This is a genomic window from Nostoc sp. CALU 1950, assembly GCF_051172895.1.
GTDB classification, from domain to species: Bacteria; Cyanobacteriota; Cyanobacteriia; order Cyanobacteriales; family Nostocaceae; genus Nostoc; species Nostoc edaphicum_A.
This window is the reverse complement of the sequence record NZ_JBDNJQ010000170.1, coordinates 1-17,468: the sequence shown is the minus strand read 5'-3', so window position 1 is coordinate 17,468 and position 17,468 is coordinate 1. Positions and strand designations below refer to the sequence as shown.

The window sequence follows — 17,468 nt, the reverse complement described above, 5'->3', positions numbered from 1 at the left end:
TAGAGTTAGTGTAACTAGATATGTAAAGTTTTGTATTAGGATTCAACATTTCTGCTATCATATCTATTGCTGATTGAATTAGTGTAAATGCAATTAGCTGTTCAACTTAGTTGTCCTAGAGTAACTTGTTTATAGTAATTTAGTTAATGTTTAGAGTGCCGTTAGATGAAATAACTATTAGATGTTACATGAGGTAAGAAAAAAGGATAGTATTGTGTGTTTACTATCCCTTGCTACTGTATGTATTAGGAGTGCTGATAGTGCGAGTATGATGGATACAGTTATAGTTCTGGTACTTGTACTTGTCTTATTGTCCCTGCATAGTGTTTCATTATTATCTCTGGTGAATTACCTACCCATTTAGCAACCTGTACCACACTGATACCAGCTTCTAAGCAATTTGTGATAAAGGTATGTCGTGTATGGTATTGGGGACGGTAAGGAATATTTAACTCAGATAGTACAGTTTTCCAAGCTCGATTAAGGAAATTGTGAGCATCGATTAAACCACCTTTGGGTGCTTTAAAGACTGGTGTATCTGCATTAGGATTACTTGGTTTAATGGAAACTAACAACTCTTTAAGTGATTGATTAACAGGAAATTTGCGACTTTTATGAGTTTTAGTATCTTTACGATTCCCTTCTACTACAGCTTCACAGAAGGTAATTAGAGTTAGATTACCATTGATGTGACCCCAAGTTAAACCTATAGCTTCAGAAGTTCTACAACCTGTCATGAATAAAAATCTAACGTAGTTTGTGTAATGACTGTAGTATATATTTCTCTCAAAAGCCGTGATAATTTGTTCTTGCTCACTTTTGTTAAATAGGTTGATAGTTTCATCATTTGTAGCTACTTTTACCTTCTGTGACATCCCCACAAAAGGGTTACTACTAATCAACTCAGAATCTATTGCCCAATCACAACAAGCTTTTAATTGAGTCAGGACACGCTTTGTTGCATTAGGTGTTAATGTCTTGAGTAAGGAGTCTCTGATTATTACAGCTTCTGAAAGCTTCTGTGTTGGTAAACTAGCAATGTGGTTTTTAGTTTTTTTATAATCCTTGTTAATAGTGGTTACACTCAAAGTTTTAGACTTATAATCTGTGTACTTATCCCATAACTCGATCAATGTTGTTTGTTGCTGACCTTCTGTTATAGGTGCAACCAGAGTTAAATGAGTTTGGGGTTTATATTTAGCTAATGTGGGGTCAAAGCGTTCAAATGCAATATCTGATTCAATTTGCTTTGCTTTAGCTTCTGCTAACTTACGATTCTCTGGATTATCTGCCATTCCCAGAGTTAGATATTTTTGCTTCCCATTGTAAAGATGACGTGGTAAACGTAGTCTGAGTCTTTCTTGAAATGATTCGACACCGACTGAACCTTTAGATGCCTTATGTTCTACCTTCATTACCATATTCTTACCTTGACTATGAAAACCTCTGCTCTACTGCCATCATAGTCAATTCATAGTCAAGGTCAAGTTAAAAAATGTAAAAACCACCACTAGTTTTTCTACCGTTACTAGGGTGGTTTTCTTGAATCCTTGATATATCAAGGCTTTTTACCTATTTAAAGTATGCCAGGAACCGGACTTGAACCGGTGACACGAGGATTTTCAGTCCTCTGCTCTACCAACTGAGCTATCCCGGCTGGGGCTTTTGTGAGCCACGATTAATAAATGTAGCAAACATCAAAGAATATAGCAAGGCCTTAGAAAAAAATATTTAGGCGGCTGTCAATTTCAACTTAAACCAGATGAAAACGGCTACAAATAGTAGAAACTGGACAAGAACAATACTTGGGCCAGAAGCAAGGTTGAAAATACCTGACACCATGATGCCAGCAATGCTGCTGACGGAACCAACAATCACTGACATGACTAGAAAGCGGCTAAAGTGGTGACTCATCAGTTTGGCGGTGGAAGCAGGAATAACCAAAAAGGCGTTTACCAGTAAAACGCCAACAGCTTTAATCGCTACAGCAACGGCGAGTGAAAGCAAGACCACAAAAGCATAGCGGTACAATTGGACAGGAACGCCTTGAACCTGCGCTACATCGGGGTTAAGGGTCAATAAAATTTGCTGTCGCAGGGTTGACAGTAAAAATATGCTACCTCCTACAAGTACTAACAGCGTCAAAATCAAATCTGTGGTATCGATCGCTAAAATATCCCCAAACAGCACAGCCATCAAGTTGCCACGATATCCTTTAATTAGGCTCGTGAGAATTAAACCGATCGCTAATGCCCCAGATAACACTATGCTAAGTACGCTATCGCTCGCTAAGTCGCTTTTATCGATGAAGTAGAGAACAATAACACCAAAAACTAAGGTAAAAGGTAATAGCATCCAAGTAGGATTTACCTGTAGCAGCACACCTAACGCCACACCTACCAATGCTGCATGACCAACCGCATGGCTGAAAAAGGATAACTGGCGTAAGGTGACAAAACTACCCAACATCCCGCCAAGTATGCCCATCAACGCAGCACCTACGATCGCACGCTGTATAGAAGCAAGTTGTAATAACTCTAGTAAATCATTACTACTGGCGATCGCAAGCCAAGCTATCTGACAATCATTGAAAAAATAATCCATACTTATTCTGTGAGTTGAATTACGAATTACGAACTACGAATTACGAATTATTTTAATGTTGGTGCTGATAGCGGCTGAAACCTGGGCCGTAGGTTGCTAAAAGGTTTTGCGGTGAAAGGGCAATTTCTGGCTTACCAGTACAAACAATGCTTTGGTTTAGGCAAAGCACGCGATCGCAGTGGCGATTTACCATATCAATATCATGGGAAACTTGCAATACTGTCCAACCCTCTTCTCGCTTTAATTCATTTAGCAAAGCGTAAAAATCTGCTGCACCTTGCACATCAACACCAGCAAAGGCTTCATCTAGTACCAACAGTTTCCGAGGCATTACCAAACAATAAGCCAATAAAACCCGCTTGAGTTGACCACCGCTAAGAGTACCAATAGCTTGATGCTGTAAATGATAAGCATCAGTTCGCCGTAAAGCTTCTGTTACTGCTGCCGATTTTTCTCGGTCTTGTCTCCACAGCTTGGAAAAAAACAAATCCCCTCTTTTTCGTTCCTTAGCCCATCCCAGTCCCACTAATTCGCTGACAGAAATGGGAAAACTACGGTCAAAAATGAAATTTTGCGGCATGTAGCCCAACAAGTGACGTAAACGCCCCAGTCTTGCAATTGGGCGGCCTAATATTTCAATCGTACCAGCACTTCGAGGTATCAAATCTAAAACTGCTTTTACCAGGGTACTTTTACCAGCACCATTGGGGCCAACTATGGCTGTATCTGTTCCTGGCAATAATTCAAAGGAAACATCTCGAACAGCTAGATAGCTGCCTTGATAGACAGTTAATCCTTCTACTTTCAAAATAGCAATGTCATTTGTCATTTGTCATTGGTCATTGGTCATTGGTTCTTGGTCATTGGTCATTGGTCATTGGTCATTTGCAAAGGACAACTGACAAATGACAAACTTATTTACAAGCCGTTTCTAGAGTTTGCAAGTTAGCTTTCATCGCTTTGAAATAATGCTGTGGATCTGTTTCGCCAGTTTCTAAAGAATCCAGCGTTTGCAAAGTTAAATTTAAATCTTGGGATAAGCTGGTGAGCAGTTTGTTATCTACTCCTGGTTCACTAAATAAAGCTTTAACTTTATATTTTTTCACAGCATTGACTGCACTTTGTACATCCGTTGGTGAAAGTTGATCTTCGGGAATTTGTACCACAGCAACTTGCTTGAGTTTATAGCGTTGAGCTAAATATGGAAACGCATCATGAAATGTAATAAAGGTGCAACTAGGATTTTTTTGCAACGTCTGTTGAAATTCGCTGTTCAAAATTTCTAATTCTTTAATATAAGCAGCAGCATTAGTTTCATAAATAGCTTTGTTCGCTGGATCAGCAGCAATTAATCCATTCCGAATATTTGTTACTTGCTGTTTTGCCAAAACTGGATCTAACCAAACGTGCGGATTACCTTGGGCGTGGCTGTGATTATGGTCGTGGTCTTTTTCCTCTTTCGCTGTTTTTACAACAGGTGAAATTTCATTTAAAGGTTTAATACCTTTACTGGCATCAATTTCAGTTAGTTTTTTATTTTCTGCATTTTTGATAGTATTTTCCAGAAATTCCTCCAAACCTAAACCATTTTTTACTAACACATTCGCAGTAGCGATCGCTTTGACATTTTGTGGTGTCGCTTGGTATTCATGTACCTCCGTACCAGGCGGCACTAGAATTTCTACATCTGCCACGTTTCCAGCTACTGCCTTAGTAAACAAATATATCGGCAAAAATGTCGCCACTACTTTAGTTTTTCCCGACTGCGCCGTTGGGGTAGAAGCAGCTTCCTGTGCTTGCGGCGACTGTTCGGAAGTTGTTCCCTGATTCGGATTCGATTGGCTACAGCTAGCCATTGACAACATTAGCAGAGCAATTATAGACAAGATGCTGCTTCTTTGTCTGCCTATTCTAAGTCCCCTGTAATTCATTATCACGGTGTTTTCCCCTCAAAACGGATGCTTGTTTTGCCTCAGTCGCAATTCCTATTGACAATGAGACTGATTATTGATTTTATACTATAATAATTCTCATTCTCATTCCCAGCAGATCATATCATTCTGGATTTGCTGTGTAATGAATAACAACAAAACTTTTGCAGACAGTACAGCCCTCTGCAATTTAGTTTTCCCTGAATAATTAGGATTTCTTGACTTTTTTTTGTTAAAAAGTTTGCTTAGTTCTGATAAAATTACTGAGAAATATTTTCATGAAATAAACGTTTTTGTAAACGTGTTTTAGGTGTGAAGTGGAAATCGGTGTGAGGAAAAAAATGCAAAAATTCTGTAAATATCTGCTAGTTAGTCCAGCAGTTTGTAGCGTAATGCTATTTGTGAATACTGCTGCATTTGCAGGTGAAATTTTCGGTAAATCTGAAATCAACCAACCGCAAGTTTTAGCCAATCCAGACACAAAAACTCAGAACATAGCGCCAGATCAGACAATAGGGCAAGTTACCTCCGTGTCTCAATTTTCTGACGTACAACCCACCGACTGGGCATTCCAAGCATTGCAGTCGTTAGTTGAGCGCTATGGCTGTATTGCAGGATACCCAAATAGCACTTATCGCGGTAATCGGGCATTAACGCGATATGAGTTTGCTGCCGGTTTGAATGCTTGTCTTGATCGGGTTAACGAACTAATTGCAACAGCTACAGGCGATTTAGTTAACAAAGAAGATTTAGCCACATTACAAAAGCTGCAAGAAGATTATTCCGCAGAACTGGCGACACTTAGAGGTCGTGTAGATGCAGTAGAAGTACGCACTGCTGAATTGGAGGCGAATCAGTTCTCAACCACAACCAAACTGCAAGGACAAGTTGTTGCTGTCGTTAGCGATGTTTTGTCAGGAAATACAGTCAACGGTGCAGAAATTACAGACGAGAACACAACATTAGGAGTACGGGCGCGGGTAGAATTTGTCACCAGCTTCACAGGACAAGATACACTGTTTACCAGAATCCAGGCTAATAATATTATCAGCCCGAATATTGGTACACCAGAGGGTAACTTATTCTTTGCTGGCGAGGATGGTACTACCAATGCAGCAATAGATGCACTGTTCTACAGATTTCCTTTGGGCGAAAAAACACAGGTTATCGCGATCGCTAATGGAGGTGCAGCAGACGACGTTACCAGCACTGTTAATCTCTTTGACGGTGATGGTGCTTTTGGTGCTTTGTCTACCTTTGGTACACGCAACCCAATTTATAGCCAAATAGGCGGCGCGGGGTTGGGAGTAACGCACGAGTTCAGTGACAAATTGGCACTAAGTCTAGGGTATTTGAGTGGTACAGCGAATGATCCTACCCTCAACAATGGTTTGTTCAATGGTGCTTATGGTGCGCTGGCGCAGTTGACAGTTAAACCAAGCGATCGCATTTCTATCGGTTTAACTTACATCAATTCCTACAACCAACCACTACTCACAGGTAGCAATGCCGCCACTTTCCAGGATATAGCAGCTATCCAGGGTTTACCAGAAGATCAAGTAGGATTTTCCAGTAATTCTTACGGTGTCCAAGCATCCATTGGCATCACGGATAACATCGTTTTGGGTGGTTGGGCTGGATACACCAACAGTCAAAGTTTAAGAGGAACCAGTGGAGATGTTGATATTTGGAACTATGCTGTCACCCTTGGCTTCCCTGACCTCGGTAAAAAAGGAAGTTTGGCTGGTATTATTGCTGGTGTGGAACCTAAATTAACAAGTTCTAGTATCGCAGGATTGGCTAGTGATCCTGATACATCCTATCATCTTGAGGCTTTCTACCAATATCAACTGAGTGACAATATCACCATTACTCCAGGAGTCATCTGGTTAACATCCCCAGATCACAATAACAACAACGATGATGTTGTTATTGGTGCATTGAGAACCACATTCAGTTTCTAATTTTTAAAATCTTAAAAGAAGACGCAAAAGATAAATTTGCGTCTTTTATTTTGTGTGTGGCCTCACAAATAAACCTCAGTATTTTTGCTGGGCTTGATATCTCAAAACACTATAGTAGATTCTGAATACAGATCAATACAGTTCAGATAAGACCAAAACACTTGTAGAGACGGCGATTTATCGCGTCTCTTAACTGAACCGTATTGGAATATAGATGTAATATCTGCTGAAAATCTCTAGTAGATTTAACGCAGATGAAACAGAGTAATTGCGGAAGTTACTTAAAAACCTCTCTTTTTTAGCATTATCAGTTAGAGGCTTGAAGTTACTAACCATAGATGCTCAAAGTGTTCGTAGTGATTTATCAGATAACCAATGCATGAGTACTTTAAATACAAAAAGACCAGCCTCCCACAGCTGGTCTAGAAAATGTTTTTTTTGCGTTGTCTTCTCAAGAGAGTTAAAACCCAATTGCGCGTTCCCAAAATGCAACGGGCAACTTTTCTTAACAATATTGTAACAGCCAACACAGATTTTTCTTGAAAATTCATCAAAAAAAGATATGAACAAAGCTTAAAAGCCTCTATCTATCAGAAGAATTCAGCAGAGCGGAGGGTATAGATAGTGGAGGTAAGGGAGAAAATTTTACCTTGTCTCCCTCATCTCCCTTGTCCCTGCGCTAGTTTCAACCGATCAATTTCAACTTGACAGGCTACTGACGCTGGGAGCGATTTCTGCATCTGCTGATGTTTCGCCCACGCGGAGGATTTTAGCCCCCAACTGCTGCAATTTCATATCGAGTCGATCATAGCCGCGATCGAGGTGCTGTAGTCCTTGAATCGTGGTTTGCCCTTCTGCTGCCAGTCCTGCTATGACTAGCGCGGCTGATGCTCGTAAGTCTGTACCTAAGACTGGTGCGCCAGACAATTTTGGTACTCCTCGAACGAAAGCAGCATTGCCTTTAACACGAATGTCTGCTCCCAAACGATTCAACTCTGAGGCATGACGCAAGCGATTTTCAAAGACGGATTCGTTAATTACGCTGTCGCCTTCTGCCAATGTCAGCAAAGCCATGAATGGCGCTTGCATATCTGTGGGAAAACCTGGATGGTATTGAGTTTCAATATCCGTTGCCTTAAGGCTTTCCGCTGGCAGAATATGTAATTGGTCAGGCTTTTCATCAATTATTGTCACTCCAATATCCCGCAGCTTGGCAATCACTGGGATGAGATGTTCTGGAGCTACTGGCGAGAGGATAAGTTCTGAGCGGGTAATTGCTGCTGCTAACAAAAACGTCCCGGCCTCAATGCGATCGGGAATAATGCTGTAGTCAACAGAATGCAACTTGGGGACTCCTTCGATAATAATCCTGCTAGTTCCCGCGCCCTTAATCTTCGCTCCCATCGCGTTACAGAAGTTAGCTAGATCAACTACTTCCGGTTCTCTGGCAGCATTTTCGATGATTGTTTCACCCTCTGCTAGGGTAGCCGCCATCATCAAGTTTTCTGTCGCTCCAACACTAGCGATATCTAAGTAAATCTTCGCACCTTTTAATCTCCGGCTGCTGCCAGGGACGTAGGCATTACAAATGCCATGCTCAATTTGTACTTCCGCTCCCATTGCTTGCAGTCCGCGCACATGCAAGTCAACTGGTCTTGCGCCAATAGCACAACCGCCTGGTAAGGGCATTTGTGCTACTCCCAATCTTGCCAGAATGGCACCAATGGCGAAAAAACTCGCTCTCAACTGGGTAACTAGTTCGTAGGGAGCTTTTGATGTTTTAATCTCGCTGGCGTTGATATCTAAAATGTCACCTTGCCGTGTTAATTGTACACCCAAGGCCGATAACACCTGACCCATCCGCTCAACGTCCGCTAATAAGGGAACATTACGGATACGACAATCGCCGGGACACAGCAAGGCTCCAGCCATGATTACCAATGCTGAATTTTTTGCCCCGCTAATTTTCACATGACCCCGCAAAGGATGCCCACCCCAAATTTGCAAGACTGAGGAGTCTGCCTCTGGAGCAATTTTCGCATCTGGTAAGCTGGTAGAAGGATTAATAAGCCTACCTCCAAAAGTAATACGTATTTTATATGTTTGAAGTTGGTTTTGATTCTACAGTAAAGATTCAAAATGTCCACGTTTTAGGGCAACGTCTTGCATAAAAAAATTGTTTTTTGGGTAAATAATCCGGGCTGAGAATAAGCAGCAGCAGGCATTTTGAGCTTTTTAAAAATTTTCAAAAAAAGAATGAATAAGTAGTATTTTTAAGCAAAAAAAAATACTCAGTAAAATAACTTAAGTGTTCTCTAAAAATCAATGCTCTACTGTTGAGTTAATATTTTTATTTGATCGATCTCCTAAAAAGCTCGTTTATAGTTTGAGCCTTTTAACAAGGAATTACAGTTTTACTTGACAAATTTAAAACATAACGCAATAATAAGAAATTGTCGATAAGCACAAATGCCAGCGGAACTGGCGGAATGGCAGACGCGCTAGATTCAGGTTCTAGTGCCGCAAGGCTTCCGGGTTCAAGTCCCGGGTTCCGCATAACCAGTGCCGAGTAGTGAGTGCTGAGAAAGAAAAACTCAGCACTCACTACTCAGCACTCACAACTAAAAAATGTTGACCAGTTTACAAAATTCCTTAGTCAAGCAAATTCGCAAGCTGCACTCCACGAAGGAGCGGCACAAGCAGCAGTTATTTTTACTAGAAGGGACGCACCTGTTAGAAGAAGCTTGTGCGGTGAATTATCCCCTAGAAACAGTATGTTGTACCCCAGATTGGCAAGCAGCCCACCCTTCACTGTGGGAAGAAGCTTGTAGTCGATGCGATCGCGCCGAAATTGTCAGCAGAGAAGTCTTAGATGCGATCGCTACCACAGTCCAACCTGATGGTGTGGTGGCAACGGCAAAACGAGGCCAACAGCAAACTCAACTACCATTTACTGGTTTAGTGCTAGCTTTAGAAACCGTACAAGATCCCGGCAACCTGGGTACGATGATTCGTACTGCTGCTGCCGCCGGAGCATCAGGCTTGTGGGTAAGTGAAGATAGTGTAGATTTAGACAGCCCCAAAGTTCTACGTGCTTCAGCAGGACAATGGTTTCGCCTACAAACAGCCGTAACCGAAGATTTAAAAGCGACAGTGCAACAAAGTCAGCAGGCAGGAATGCAGGTAGTAGCAACTTTACCTGATGCGACTTTAACTTATTGGGAAGTAGACTGGCGAAAACCCAGTCTGATTTTACTGGGAAATGAAGGTGCTGGATTGTCGGCAGATTTAGCAGCGATCGCAGATCAGCAAGTCAGAATTCCTTTGAGCCCTGGGGTGGAATCTTTGAATGTAGCGATCGCAGCCGCTTTAATGTTGTACGAAGCTCAACGGCAATTGATTTGCCAGTAATGAATTTTAACTTTTTACACCTATTTGGTTTTTGTTTTTTCTTCGAGATATTGTTCAATATCAGCAACTGCATCCTCAAGAGCCGCTAAATCAATATCTATCAAGTCTTCGTCGAGTTCTACTTCCGTGAGACTACTAGTATGCAGTTCGGGGATATCTTCTTCCTCAGTTGAAATTTCTTGTAAGATATCCTCCAACTGTTCGAGGGATTGTTGAAACACTTGATCAGCGGCGCGGCGCTGTTCTGGCTGGCTTTGCTCCATAATATTAATTTGAAAATCCTGATTTACTGACTTAATTTTGATTCTAGTTCCTACAGATTTAAATTTTGCACTTATAACATCATAGTTGTGTGCTGTATCAACTTTAGCAGTGCTTATCAAGAATATCGATAGCTGTCTCCAATTGCTAAGACTGGAGATTTATGAGAGGAGGCAGATCGCTACGGGTACACTAAATCAAGTTTGGCTACGTTGAGGTAAGTTTTATAAAACAGTTCTAATACTTAATTTGATAGACTATCTTAAATTTGAAATTATAAAAACTGGCAGCTCAGGGCTGATAACTAACTATGAGTGAAGCCTTATTCTGTATCGAAAATCTGCGAGTTGCCTATCCTGCACGGAGTGGAGAAGAAGCAAGCTGGGCGGTTGATGATGTATCTTTCACCTTGAAACCAGGTGAAAGAATGGGATTGGTGGGAGAGTCAGGTTGTGGTAAATCAACTATCGGACGGGCAGTAATGCGTTTACTACCAGCCTCTAGTCGTGTTGAGGGACGGGTGACATTTCAAGGACAATCAGTGTTTGACTTGATACCCAACCAGTTGCGGAAATTTCGGGGAGAGGCGATCGCGTTAATTTTTCAAGATCCCATGACACGTCTCGATCCACTGATGACGATTGGTAAGCATTGTATCGAAACCCTCCAGGCGCACTCACCACAATTATCAACGCGGGAAGCCAAAGAAAAAGCACTTGCTACTTTGGCAAAGGTGAATATTCCAGCTAGTCGTTGGAATCAGTATCCTCATGAGTTTAGCGGCGGAATGCGACAACGGGTAGCGATCGCTTTAGCTTTACTCCTCAACCCCAAGTTAATTGTTGCCGATGAACCCACCACCAGTTTAGATGTCACCGTCTCCGCGCAGATATTGACAGAATTAACCCGCCTGTGCGGTGAAGAAAACATGGGACTGTTGCTGATTTCTCATGATTTAGCAATGGTGGCTGAGTATTGCGATCGCATTGGCGTGATGTACAACGGCAAGATGGTCGAAATGGGTGCTACAGAAACCGTATTTAGGCAACCTCAACATGAATACACGCGATCGCTTTTAAAAGCAGCTTTACATATTCAAGCAGTAAATGATAGTGGAGAATTGATAATTGCCAATGACGGAGAAAAGCAATTACCGATTATTAATCAGCAATCCCCAATTTTGAGTGTTACAGAACTTAAGCAACACTACACCATCGAACCTAACTTTATAGAACGACTGCTTAACACACAAGCGCAGACAATTAAAGCAGTAGATGGAATTAACTTGGATCTTTATCCAGGAGAAATTCTCGGTTTAGTAGGCGAATCAGGTTGTGGTAAAAGCACACTGTCACGAACAATCTTGCAACTAATTCGTCCCACTAGTGGCAAAGTTGAGTTTTTAGGACAGGATTTAACTAAACTGTCGCGTCAAGAAATTCGTTCTTCACGGCGACAAATACAAATGATCTTTCAAGATCCTCATGCTTGTCTCAATCCAGCGATGACAGTGGGACAGAGTATCGCCGATCCTTTATTTATCCACAATTTAGCCAATCCTGTCAAAGCAAAAGAACAGGTTTTGTGGATGCTAAATAAAGTTGGGTTAACACCGCCAGAAGTGTATTATGAGCGTTATCCATCGGATTTGTCTGGTGGACAACAGCAAAGAGTAGCGATCGCTCGTGCTTTGATTACTCACCCTAAACTTTTAATCTGTGATGAACCCGTGAGTATGTTAGACGCCAGTGTGCAGTCGCAAGTGCTGGATTTGATGTTGCAATTAAAAGAAGAGTTTGAGTTAACTTATCTATTCATCACTCACGATCTTTGGTTAGCTCGATTTTTGTGCGATCGTATTGCCGTAATGAATGGCGGTAAAATTGTCGAACTCGGTCTTACAAAAAAGATTTTTGCCAATCCTCAGCATCCTTATACCAAAACCTTACTAGCAGCTGCCCCATTACTAGCACGCGCTTAACTAAGTAAAATTAGGAGTTAGAAGTTTTAAACTCCTAACTCCTGTACAGACGCGATTAATCGCGTCTCCTAACCTTCTTCCCTACCCTCAAGTAATTTAGTTGCTTCTCCACTCGATCCATATAGCTCAACAAACCTTTTAAACAGTAACGCACTCTCGTGATTTGAAGTCCTACTTAAGTTGAATAAACGCTCTATATTTTTCTCAGCTAAAGCTCTGAGATACGGCAAATCTTCAAAAAGTGTCAAACAAGAAGCAAAATGCAATATTATTTGTAATAATGGCTTTGGCCACTCTAAGTCACTATAAATATCTATAAACAATTGATGCTCTGAGTCATTTAAAGGGAAAGCATGAAATATCACAATTATCCTTTTGTGATTATAGACTGGAATACTTAGTTCAACAGTGTAGGGAGTATGTAATATTAAATCTACCTCCACAGTTGGCTGTCGCCAAATTCTCAAAGGATTAGCTGGTGAATCTAATATCGTTTGAAATGTGATTTTACCACCAACATTTGTAGTTTGAAACTGGCTGATATTAAGAATTTTAAGATTATTAAGGCTAAATCTATGAACTGTTTCTAAATGTTTTAAGTTCAATAGATGATAAATTTGGCAAATATAGGGGAAAGGTAAAATATACTCCTGGCTAATCATGTGTAACTTTCTTATTTGAAGCTTTTTAGCTTGAGTACGAGCGAGATATTCTTGATATTGGCTGGGGTCTAAATCATTGCTATTGAAGCTTTCTTCTGGTTTTAAATATAGCCAACTCATAAAAAAGAAAGAGGCTGTAAATAGCTGAAATATTTCTATAGCAGATAAAGAACCATCGGCAAATGCAGCTATACTTCTATCGGTTATTCCGAAAAGCCAAGATGGAATACCAAAAAGCCAAATACTATTTTTTATTTTATCTATAAAAAGCGCTATTTCAACAATATTTGAAATATTACTATCTGGAGTACTACTTAATTTATCATTAATATTTAAACATTTAATAGACATAATATTTTTACTTATTTTATATAGCTAGAGTTATTTTTATTTTAATTATAAAGATTCATACATGGTAACTACCTCTGTCTTTAGCTATATATAGAAATTGTGCTGATTACTACGAATTTAAATAAGCTCCTTGTAAATATGGTTACAAAATACAGCTTATTGATTGTTATATACAATCCTGATTTCTATGTATATACAGTCATAATGAAATTAATTGTAAGTCTTGCCGTTAAAGGATTTAAGATTATCCAATCTGATGGAAAGCTTAAAATTACAACGTTAATCAAATATTTATCATTGCCAAATTAAAAAATTAAATTATCTCAATTGGACAAAAAAGATATATAAATATCTAGAGAAAAAAGCTGATTTTTCCTGACATGGTAAGATGATCTATTTCTGTAGGATGAATAATGAATGATACGTTAGGAATAAAAGCTTATACTTTAGAAGTAAGGAGTTATAAAATTTCTTTCTTACACAAAATACAGTAGGTAGTCCGTTGGAATTTTCCTTTAGTTATAGCAACTGTGGTGTCTTCCGTAGTGGTGCATCGCATACTTGCAGTAGGGTTAACCATTATCTTATGTAAAGTACGAGGCCCCTATGTGACAAAGTATCTGTGAGAATTACGATAGAAGCCGTAAAATTGCTACTGTTAACACTGTATTATTTTTGAATATTTTCTGAAGATTTGTTTGACACGGTAACAATGACTATTCGCCATGCGACTGAAACTGACTTGCCTGCAATTGTGGCAATTTACAATGCCGCAGTTCCCAGCCGCATGGCAACCGCTGACTTAGAACCAGTATCTGTGGAAAGTCGCCTTGCTTGGTTTAAGGGGCGATCGCCTTCACAAAGACCACTTTGGGTAATCGAAGTAGACGGAGTAATCGCTGGATGGCTTAGTTTCCAATCATTTTATGGGCGCCCCGCCTACAGTAAGACTGCCGAAATTAGTATTTACATAGCCCCTAGCTTTCATCGGTGTGGTTTGGGACGGCAACTTTTAGCACAAGCAATTAGCGAAAGTCCTAATTTGGGTCTAAAGAGCCTAATCTGCTTCATTTTTGCCCACAATCAGCCCAGTTTAAAACTCTTTGAGACATTTGGTTTTCAGCGCTGGGGACATTTGCCTAAAGTTGCCGAACTTGACAGCGTTGAACGGGACTTAGTGATCATGGGACTGCAAATTAGTAAAACTGTTGTTTAAGGCGATCGCTATTTTCTGAGACTTGTAAATTAAATTCGATCACAATTGGTCTGGATTAATCCCGCGTTCTTGTAGTAAAGTACGGAGAGCTTCTAACTGGGCTTCAGCTTGTTCTGCTCGTTGTCTTTCTTGCTGTCGTTGTTGGTCTAGTTCCAAAAAAGTCAGAAAGCGATCGCCATCAGGACGATAAATTTGCAGTTCTTCTTCAGTCAACTCGAAACGCACCCCCAATCGAGGGCTGACCCAACCAACCATTTGGTCAATCACTTCTAATCTTGAGTTCCGTCGCTGCCAGCCTGTCAAGTCAACCACATCAGGTTCATACAGATAATATTCTTCCACACCGTAGCGCTCATAAAACTCTAATTTTTTCGCCATTTTAGAGATTCGGTTTCCAGGCGACCAAATCTCAAATACCACCTGTGGGGGAATGTTGTCTTCAAGCCACTGTTGATAAGAACCTCGGTATCCTTTTGGTCTACCAAATACTACCATCACATCAGGAGCTTGGCGGAGCTTGTTATCATCTTCCACCGAATACCACAATAAATCTCCAGCGACAAACACATTTGGAACATTGCCAAACAGCAGTTCTAAATTATTTTTAATCCAGACAATTAATTCAAACTGCTTAGTATTGTCTGCCATTGGCTGTCCATCGCTGTCAGGGTAAATAATGCCTTTTTGGGTGGAAGATGGTAACTGTGTAACCATTGCAATGATTCTCAGGTAATTCTTAGAGGATGAGTTAGCGATCGCTTTTTTCTTGCTCTTCTTATTTCGCATCCTAGCTTGAGCAAAGCTGGTGCGATAGATTAAGTACTTTTATTTAGTGAGTGTATAAATCAACTCAGTATTTTTTCTATGGGAAAATAATTGGATATGTGTCAAAACAATAAATATAACACTTATCTGCTCTTTCCTTTAAGTGTAATGTTGAGATAATTTATTCCATATCGTAGCTATTTATGAGTACGAAAATAATTCAAGTTGCTTTCCAAAGAGCTTTTAATGAAATCGATTTACTTAAGTCTAAGATACACCAAAAGCAAGGATTCTGGATTTTGGAAATTCATAGATACTCTCCTGAAGATTTAGAAAATTCAGAACATCATGCTAAGATTTATTCTATCACTGAGAAATTAGGAGATGATGTTTCTAATTGGCACAATGCAGGAAAGCTAAGTAACAATGATTTTAATTACTATCATGAAGAAAGAGGAAATTTAGAAGAAAAGCTTTTTTTGGTAAATATGGAAATTAGTCAAAGACAGCCTACTTGGGTTGAGGAAACCTTGGGTATTCTAAATAAATTGACAGAAGCAATTATGAATAACTTACCAACCTTAGTCAGACCATTCTTGCCACCGATACTATCAAAAGTATTTGGATTTTTACCAGGTAATCGCCAAAGAGCCTTAAAAGGAAAGTAAGAATTAGGTAATTGATTCGGTAAAATCAGTTTTTCCTGTTGATTTACAATATTGATGGGGAGGTAATTCAACAATAGCTACCGTCAACGAATACCGACAACACATCCAAAACCTGCTAACAGAACGCGCTAAACTCGTGTGGGACGATCGCATCCAAGCCCAAACTATTTTCGATACGGAACGCTACCACTACCAACTAGTCTACGTTGGTTGGTGTGGCTCAAAGCGACTGTATGGCACTGTCCTTCACCTCGACATTATCGATCGCAAGATTTGGATTCAACAAGATAGTACTGAAGTTAGGATTGCAAACCAGTTGGTTGAACTCAGTGTCCCCAAAGAAGACATTGTTTTAGGCTTTGATCCTCCAAAAATGCGACATTACACCGACTTTGCAGTAAGATGATTCGCCTCATTTTATTTAAAGTACAATCCTCATACTCAAATCCAGCCACTTCGATTGAGTAATCGGCGCACTGCTAGAAATATAGTCAACACCCGTTTCCGCCACGGCGCGAATCGTTTCCAAAGTCACATTCCCCGAAGCTTCAATTTTCACTCGGCTATCCTGCTGGCGAATCAACTCCACCGCCTGACGCATCATATCCAAAGGCATATTGTCCAACATAATAATGTCAGCCTTATACTTCAAAGCTTCTTTCACCTGCTCTAAACTTTCTGTCTCAACCTCTATAGTCAAGGGATAAGGAATCTGAGAACGAATACGCATAACAGCTTCTCCAATTCCCCCAGCCGCCGTAATGTGATTATCCTTAATCATCACTGCATCATCCAAACCCATACGGTGATTAATCGCCCCACCCAAAGCAGTCGCGTACTTTTCCAACAGTCTCAGCCCTGGCGTAGTTTTACGCGTATCCACCAACTGAGCAGGTAAATCTGCAATTTTCTCTACATATATATTAGTGAGCGTGGCAATCCCACTCAACCGCATAGCCAAATTGAGCGCCACCCGTTCCCCCATCAGCAGCGCATCCAGCGAACCATGAATTTCAGCTACTACCTGTCCCGGCTCACACCATCCGCCTTCAGCCGCAACCGCCACAAAGCTGACTTTTTCATTCAAAATTTGAAACACCCTAGCTGCAACTGGTAAGCCAGCAATTATCCCTGAAGCTTTAGCGATCCATTTAGCAGAGCCTAGAGTCACATCTTCTATTAGTAGGGTATTTGTGGTGCGATCGCCCCTGCCAATATCCTCCATCAACCAGCCACGCAACAGTGGATCTAAAACCAACCAGGGCGGCAAAATACCAGAATTCCTCACAACTTTAATTGCTTCCTTAGTGACATCCAGCAATACTATAGCCTAAAACCCTTACTCCCTAAGGCTTTGATAGTGACGAAGAAACAATCCCAAAATATTTTGGAAAAAGTAGTTGACACAAAGAGGTAGGTTCGCTATATTGAATAAGTGCCTGAAGCGGAGCGCGAAAGAGCGACGCCTGAAGGACACCGAACCTTGAAAATATTATAGTTTGAAAGCCATTATACAACAAGTGGCCTGCGTCAAGCAAATAAAGAGAACTAAGCTGAAGTTTTAAAAGAGCAGCTAATTGAGCTATAGAGCTTTCCAATACAAAACGGAGAGTTTGATCCTGGCTCAGGATGAACGCTGGCGGTATGCTTAACA

Annotated in this window: 16 protein-coding genes and 2 tRNA genes; 7 read left to right on the top strand and 11 right to left on the bottom strand. The window is 40.6% G+C overall.

The window, feature by feature from the left end:
• Positions 1-281 precede the first annotated feature (281 nt).
• The 5 genes from ABF638_RS31100 to ABF638_RS31080 all read right to left on the bottom strand — a co-directional run bounded on the left by ABF638_RS31100 (position 282) and on the right by ABF638_RS31080 (position 4,535).
• Positions 282-1,415, bottom strand: coding sequence for a tyrosine-type recombinase/integrase (locus ABF638_RS31100; RefSeq protein ID WP_435026720.1), 1,134 nt, complete (start codon positions 1,413-1,415; stop codon positions 282-284).
• 169 nt (positions 1,416-1,584) lie between these two features.
• Positions 1,585-1,657, bottom strand: a tRNA-Phe gene (locus ABF638_RS31095).
• A gap of 74 nt (positions 1,658-1,731) precedes the next feature.
• Positions 1,732-2,604, bottom strand: a complete 873-nt coding sequence (locus ABF638_RS31090) for a metal ABC transporter permease (protein ID WP_435026719.1) — start codon at positions 2,602-2,604, stop codon at positions 1,732-1,734.
• A 52-nt stretch (positions 2,605-2,656) separates the two neighbouring features.
• On the bottom strand, positions 2,657-3,433 hold the full coding sequence (locus tag ABF638_RS31085) for a metal ABC transporter ATP-binding protein (protein ID WP_181929302.1): 777 nt from the start codon (positions 3,431-3,433) through the stop codon (positions 2,657-2,659).
• An 85-nt stretch (positions 3,434-3,518) separates the two neighbouring features.
• Positions 3,519-4,535, bottom strand: a complete 1,017-nt coding sequence (locus ABF638_RS31080) for a metal ABC transporter substrate-binding protein (RefSeq protein ID WP_435026725.1) — start codon at positions 4,533-4,535, stop codon at positions 3,519-3,521.
• A 341-nt stretch (positions 4,536-4,876) separates the two neighbouring features.
• Here ABF638_RS31080 and ABF638_RS31075 point away from each other — a divergent pair, with 341 nt between their 5' ends.
• Positions 4,877-6,499 carry an iron uptake porin gene (locus ABF638_RS31075; RefSeq protein WP_435026718.1) on the top strand — a complete coding sequence of 541 codons (1,623 nt, stop codon included), beginning with the start codon at positions 4,877-4,879 and terminating at the stop codon, positions 6,497-6,499.
• 699 nt (positions 6,500-7,198) lie between these two features.
• Here ABF638_RS31075 and murA read toward each other — a convergent pair.
• A complete protein-coding gene (murA, locus tag ABF638_RS31070; protein ID WP_435026724.1) occupies positions 7,199-8,566 on the bottom strand; it encodes a UDP-N-acetylglucosamine 1-carboxyvinyltransferase in 1,368 nt (455 codons plus the stop codon).
• A gap of 408 nt (positions 8,567-8,974) precedes the next feature.
• Here murA and ABF638_RS31065 point away from each other — a divergent pair.
• Both ABF638_RS31065 and ABF638_RS31060 read left to right on the top strand, forming a co-directional pair.
• Positions 8,975-9,055 (top strand) — tRNA-Leu (locus tag ABF638_RS31065).
• Between the two features lie 72 nt (positions 9,056-9,127).
• Entirely contained in the window at positions 9,128-9,910 is a 783-nt protein-coding gene (locus ABF638_RS31060; protein ID WP_435026717.1) for a TrmH family RNA methyltransferase, read from the top strand.
• Positions 9,911-9,930: 20 nt separating this feature from the next.
• Here ABF638_RS31060 and ABF638_RS31055 read toward each other — a convergent pair whose 3' ends face one another.
• Positions 9,931-10,173, bottom strand: a complete 243-nt coding sequence (locus ABF638_RS31055; RefSeq protein WP_435026716.1) for a hypothetical protein — start codon at positions 10,171-10,173, stop codon at positions 9,931-9,933.
• 308 nt (positions 10,174-10,481) lie between these two features.
• Between ABF638_RS31055 and ABF638_RS31050 the strand changes: the two genes are divergently transcribed.
• The gene (locus ABF638_RS31050) at positions 10,482-12,152 is read left to right on the top strand and encodes a dipeptide ABC transporter ATP-binding protein (protein ID WP_435026715.1); all 1,671 of its coding nucleotides are present in this window, start codon (positions 10,482-10,484) and stop codon (positions 12,150-12,152) included.
• A 68-nt stretch (positions 12,153-12,220) separates the two neighbouring features.
• Here ABF638_RS31050 and ABF638_RS31045 read toward each other — a convergent pair whose 3' ends face one another.
• Entirely contained in the window at positions 12,221-13,165 is a 945-nt protein-coding gene (locus tag ABF638_RS31045) for a hypothetical protein (protein ID WP_435026714.1), read from the bottom strand.
• A 712-nt stretch (positions 13,166-13,877) separates the two neighbouring features.
• Between ABF638_RS31045 and ABF638_RS31040 the strand changes: the two genes are divergently transcribed.
• On the top strand, positions 13,878-14,381 hold the full coding sequence (locus ABF638_RS31040) for a GNAT family N-acetyltransferase (protein ID WP_435026713.1): 504 nt from the start codon (positions 13,878-13,880) through the stop codon (positions 14,379-14,381).
• A 39-nt stretch (positions 14,382-14,420) separates the two neighbouring features.
• Here the strand turns inward: ABF638_RS31040 and ABF638_RS31035 are convergent, their stop codons facing one another.
• The gene (locus ABF638_RS31035) at positions 14,421-15,095 is read right to left on the bottom strand and encodes a Uma2 family endonuclease (RefSeq protein WP_435026723.1); all 675 of its coding nucleotides are present in this window, start codon (positions 15,093-15,095) and stop codon (positions 14,421-14,423) included.
• Positions 15,096-15,349: 254 nt separating this feature from the next.
• Between ABF638_RS31035 and ABF638_RS31030 the strand changes: the two genes are divergently transcribed.
• Together ABF638_RS31030 and ABF638_RS31025 are read left to right on the top strand one after the other, a co-directional pair.
• Complete coding sequence (locus tag ABF638_RS31030) at positions 15,350-15,814, top strand: hypothetical protein (RefSeq protein WP_435026711.1); 465 nt, start codon at positions 15,350-15,352, stop codon at positions 15,812-15,814.
• 73 nt (positions 15,815-15,887) lie between these two features.
• Entirely contained in the window at positions 15,888-16,220 is a 333-nt protein-coding gene (locus tag ABF638_RS31025) for a XisI protein (protein WP_435026722.1), read from the top strand.
• A gap of 15 nt (positions 16,221-16,235) precedes the next feature.
• Here the strand turns inward: ABF638_RS31025 and nadC are convergent, their stop codons facing one another.
• Complete coding sequence (gene nadC / locus ABF638_RS31020; RefSeq protein ID WP_435026721.1) at positions 16,236-17,102, bottom strand: carboxylating nicotinate-nucleotide diphosphorylase; 867 nt, start codon at positions 17,100-17,102, stop codon at positions 16,236-16,238.
• 58 nt (positions 17,103-17,160) lie between these two features.
• Positions 17,161-17,468 (bottom strand): hypothetical protein (locus ABF638_RS31015; RefSeq protein WP_435026710.1); only part of this gene is annotated, 308 nt, incomplete at its 5' end.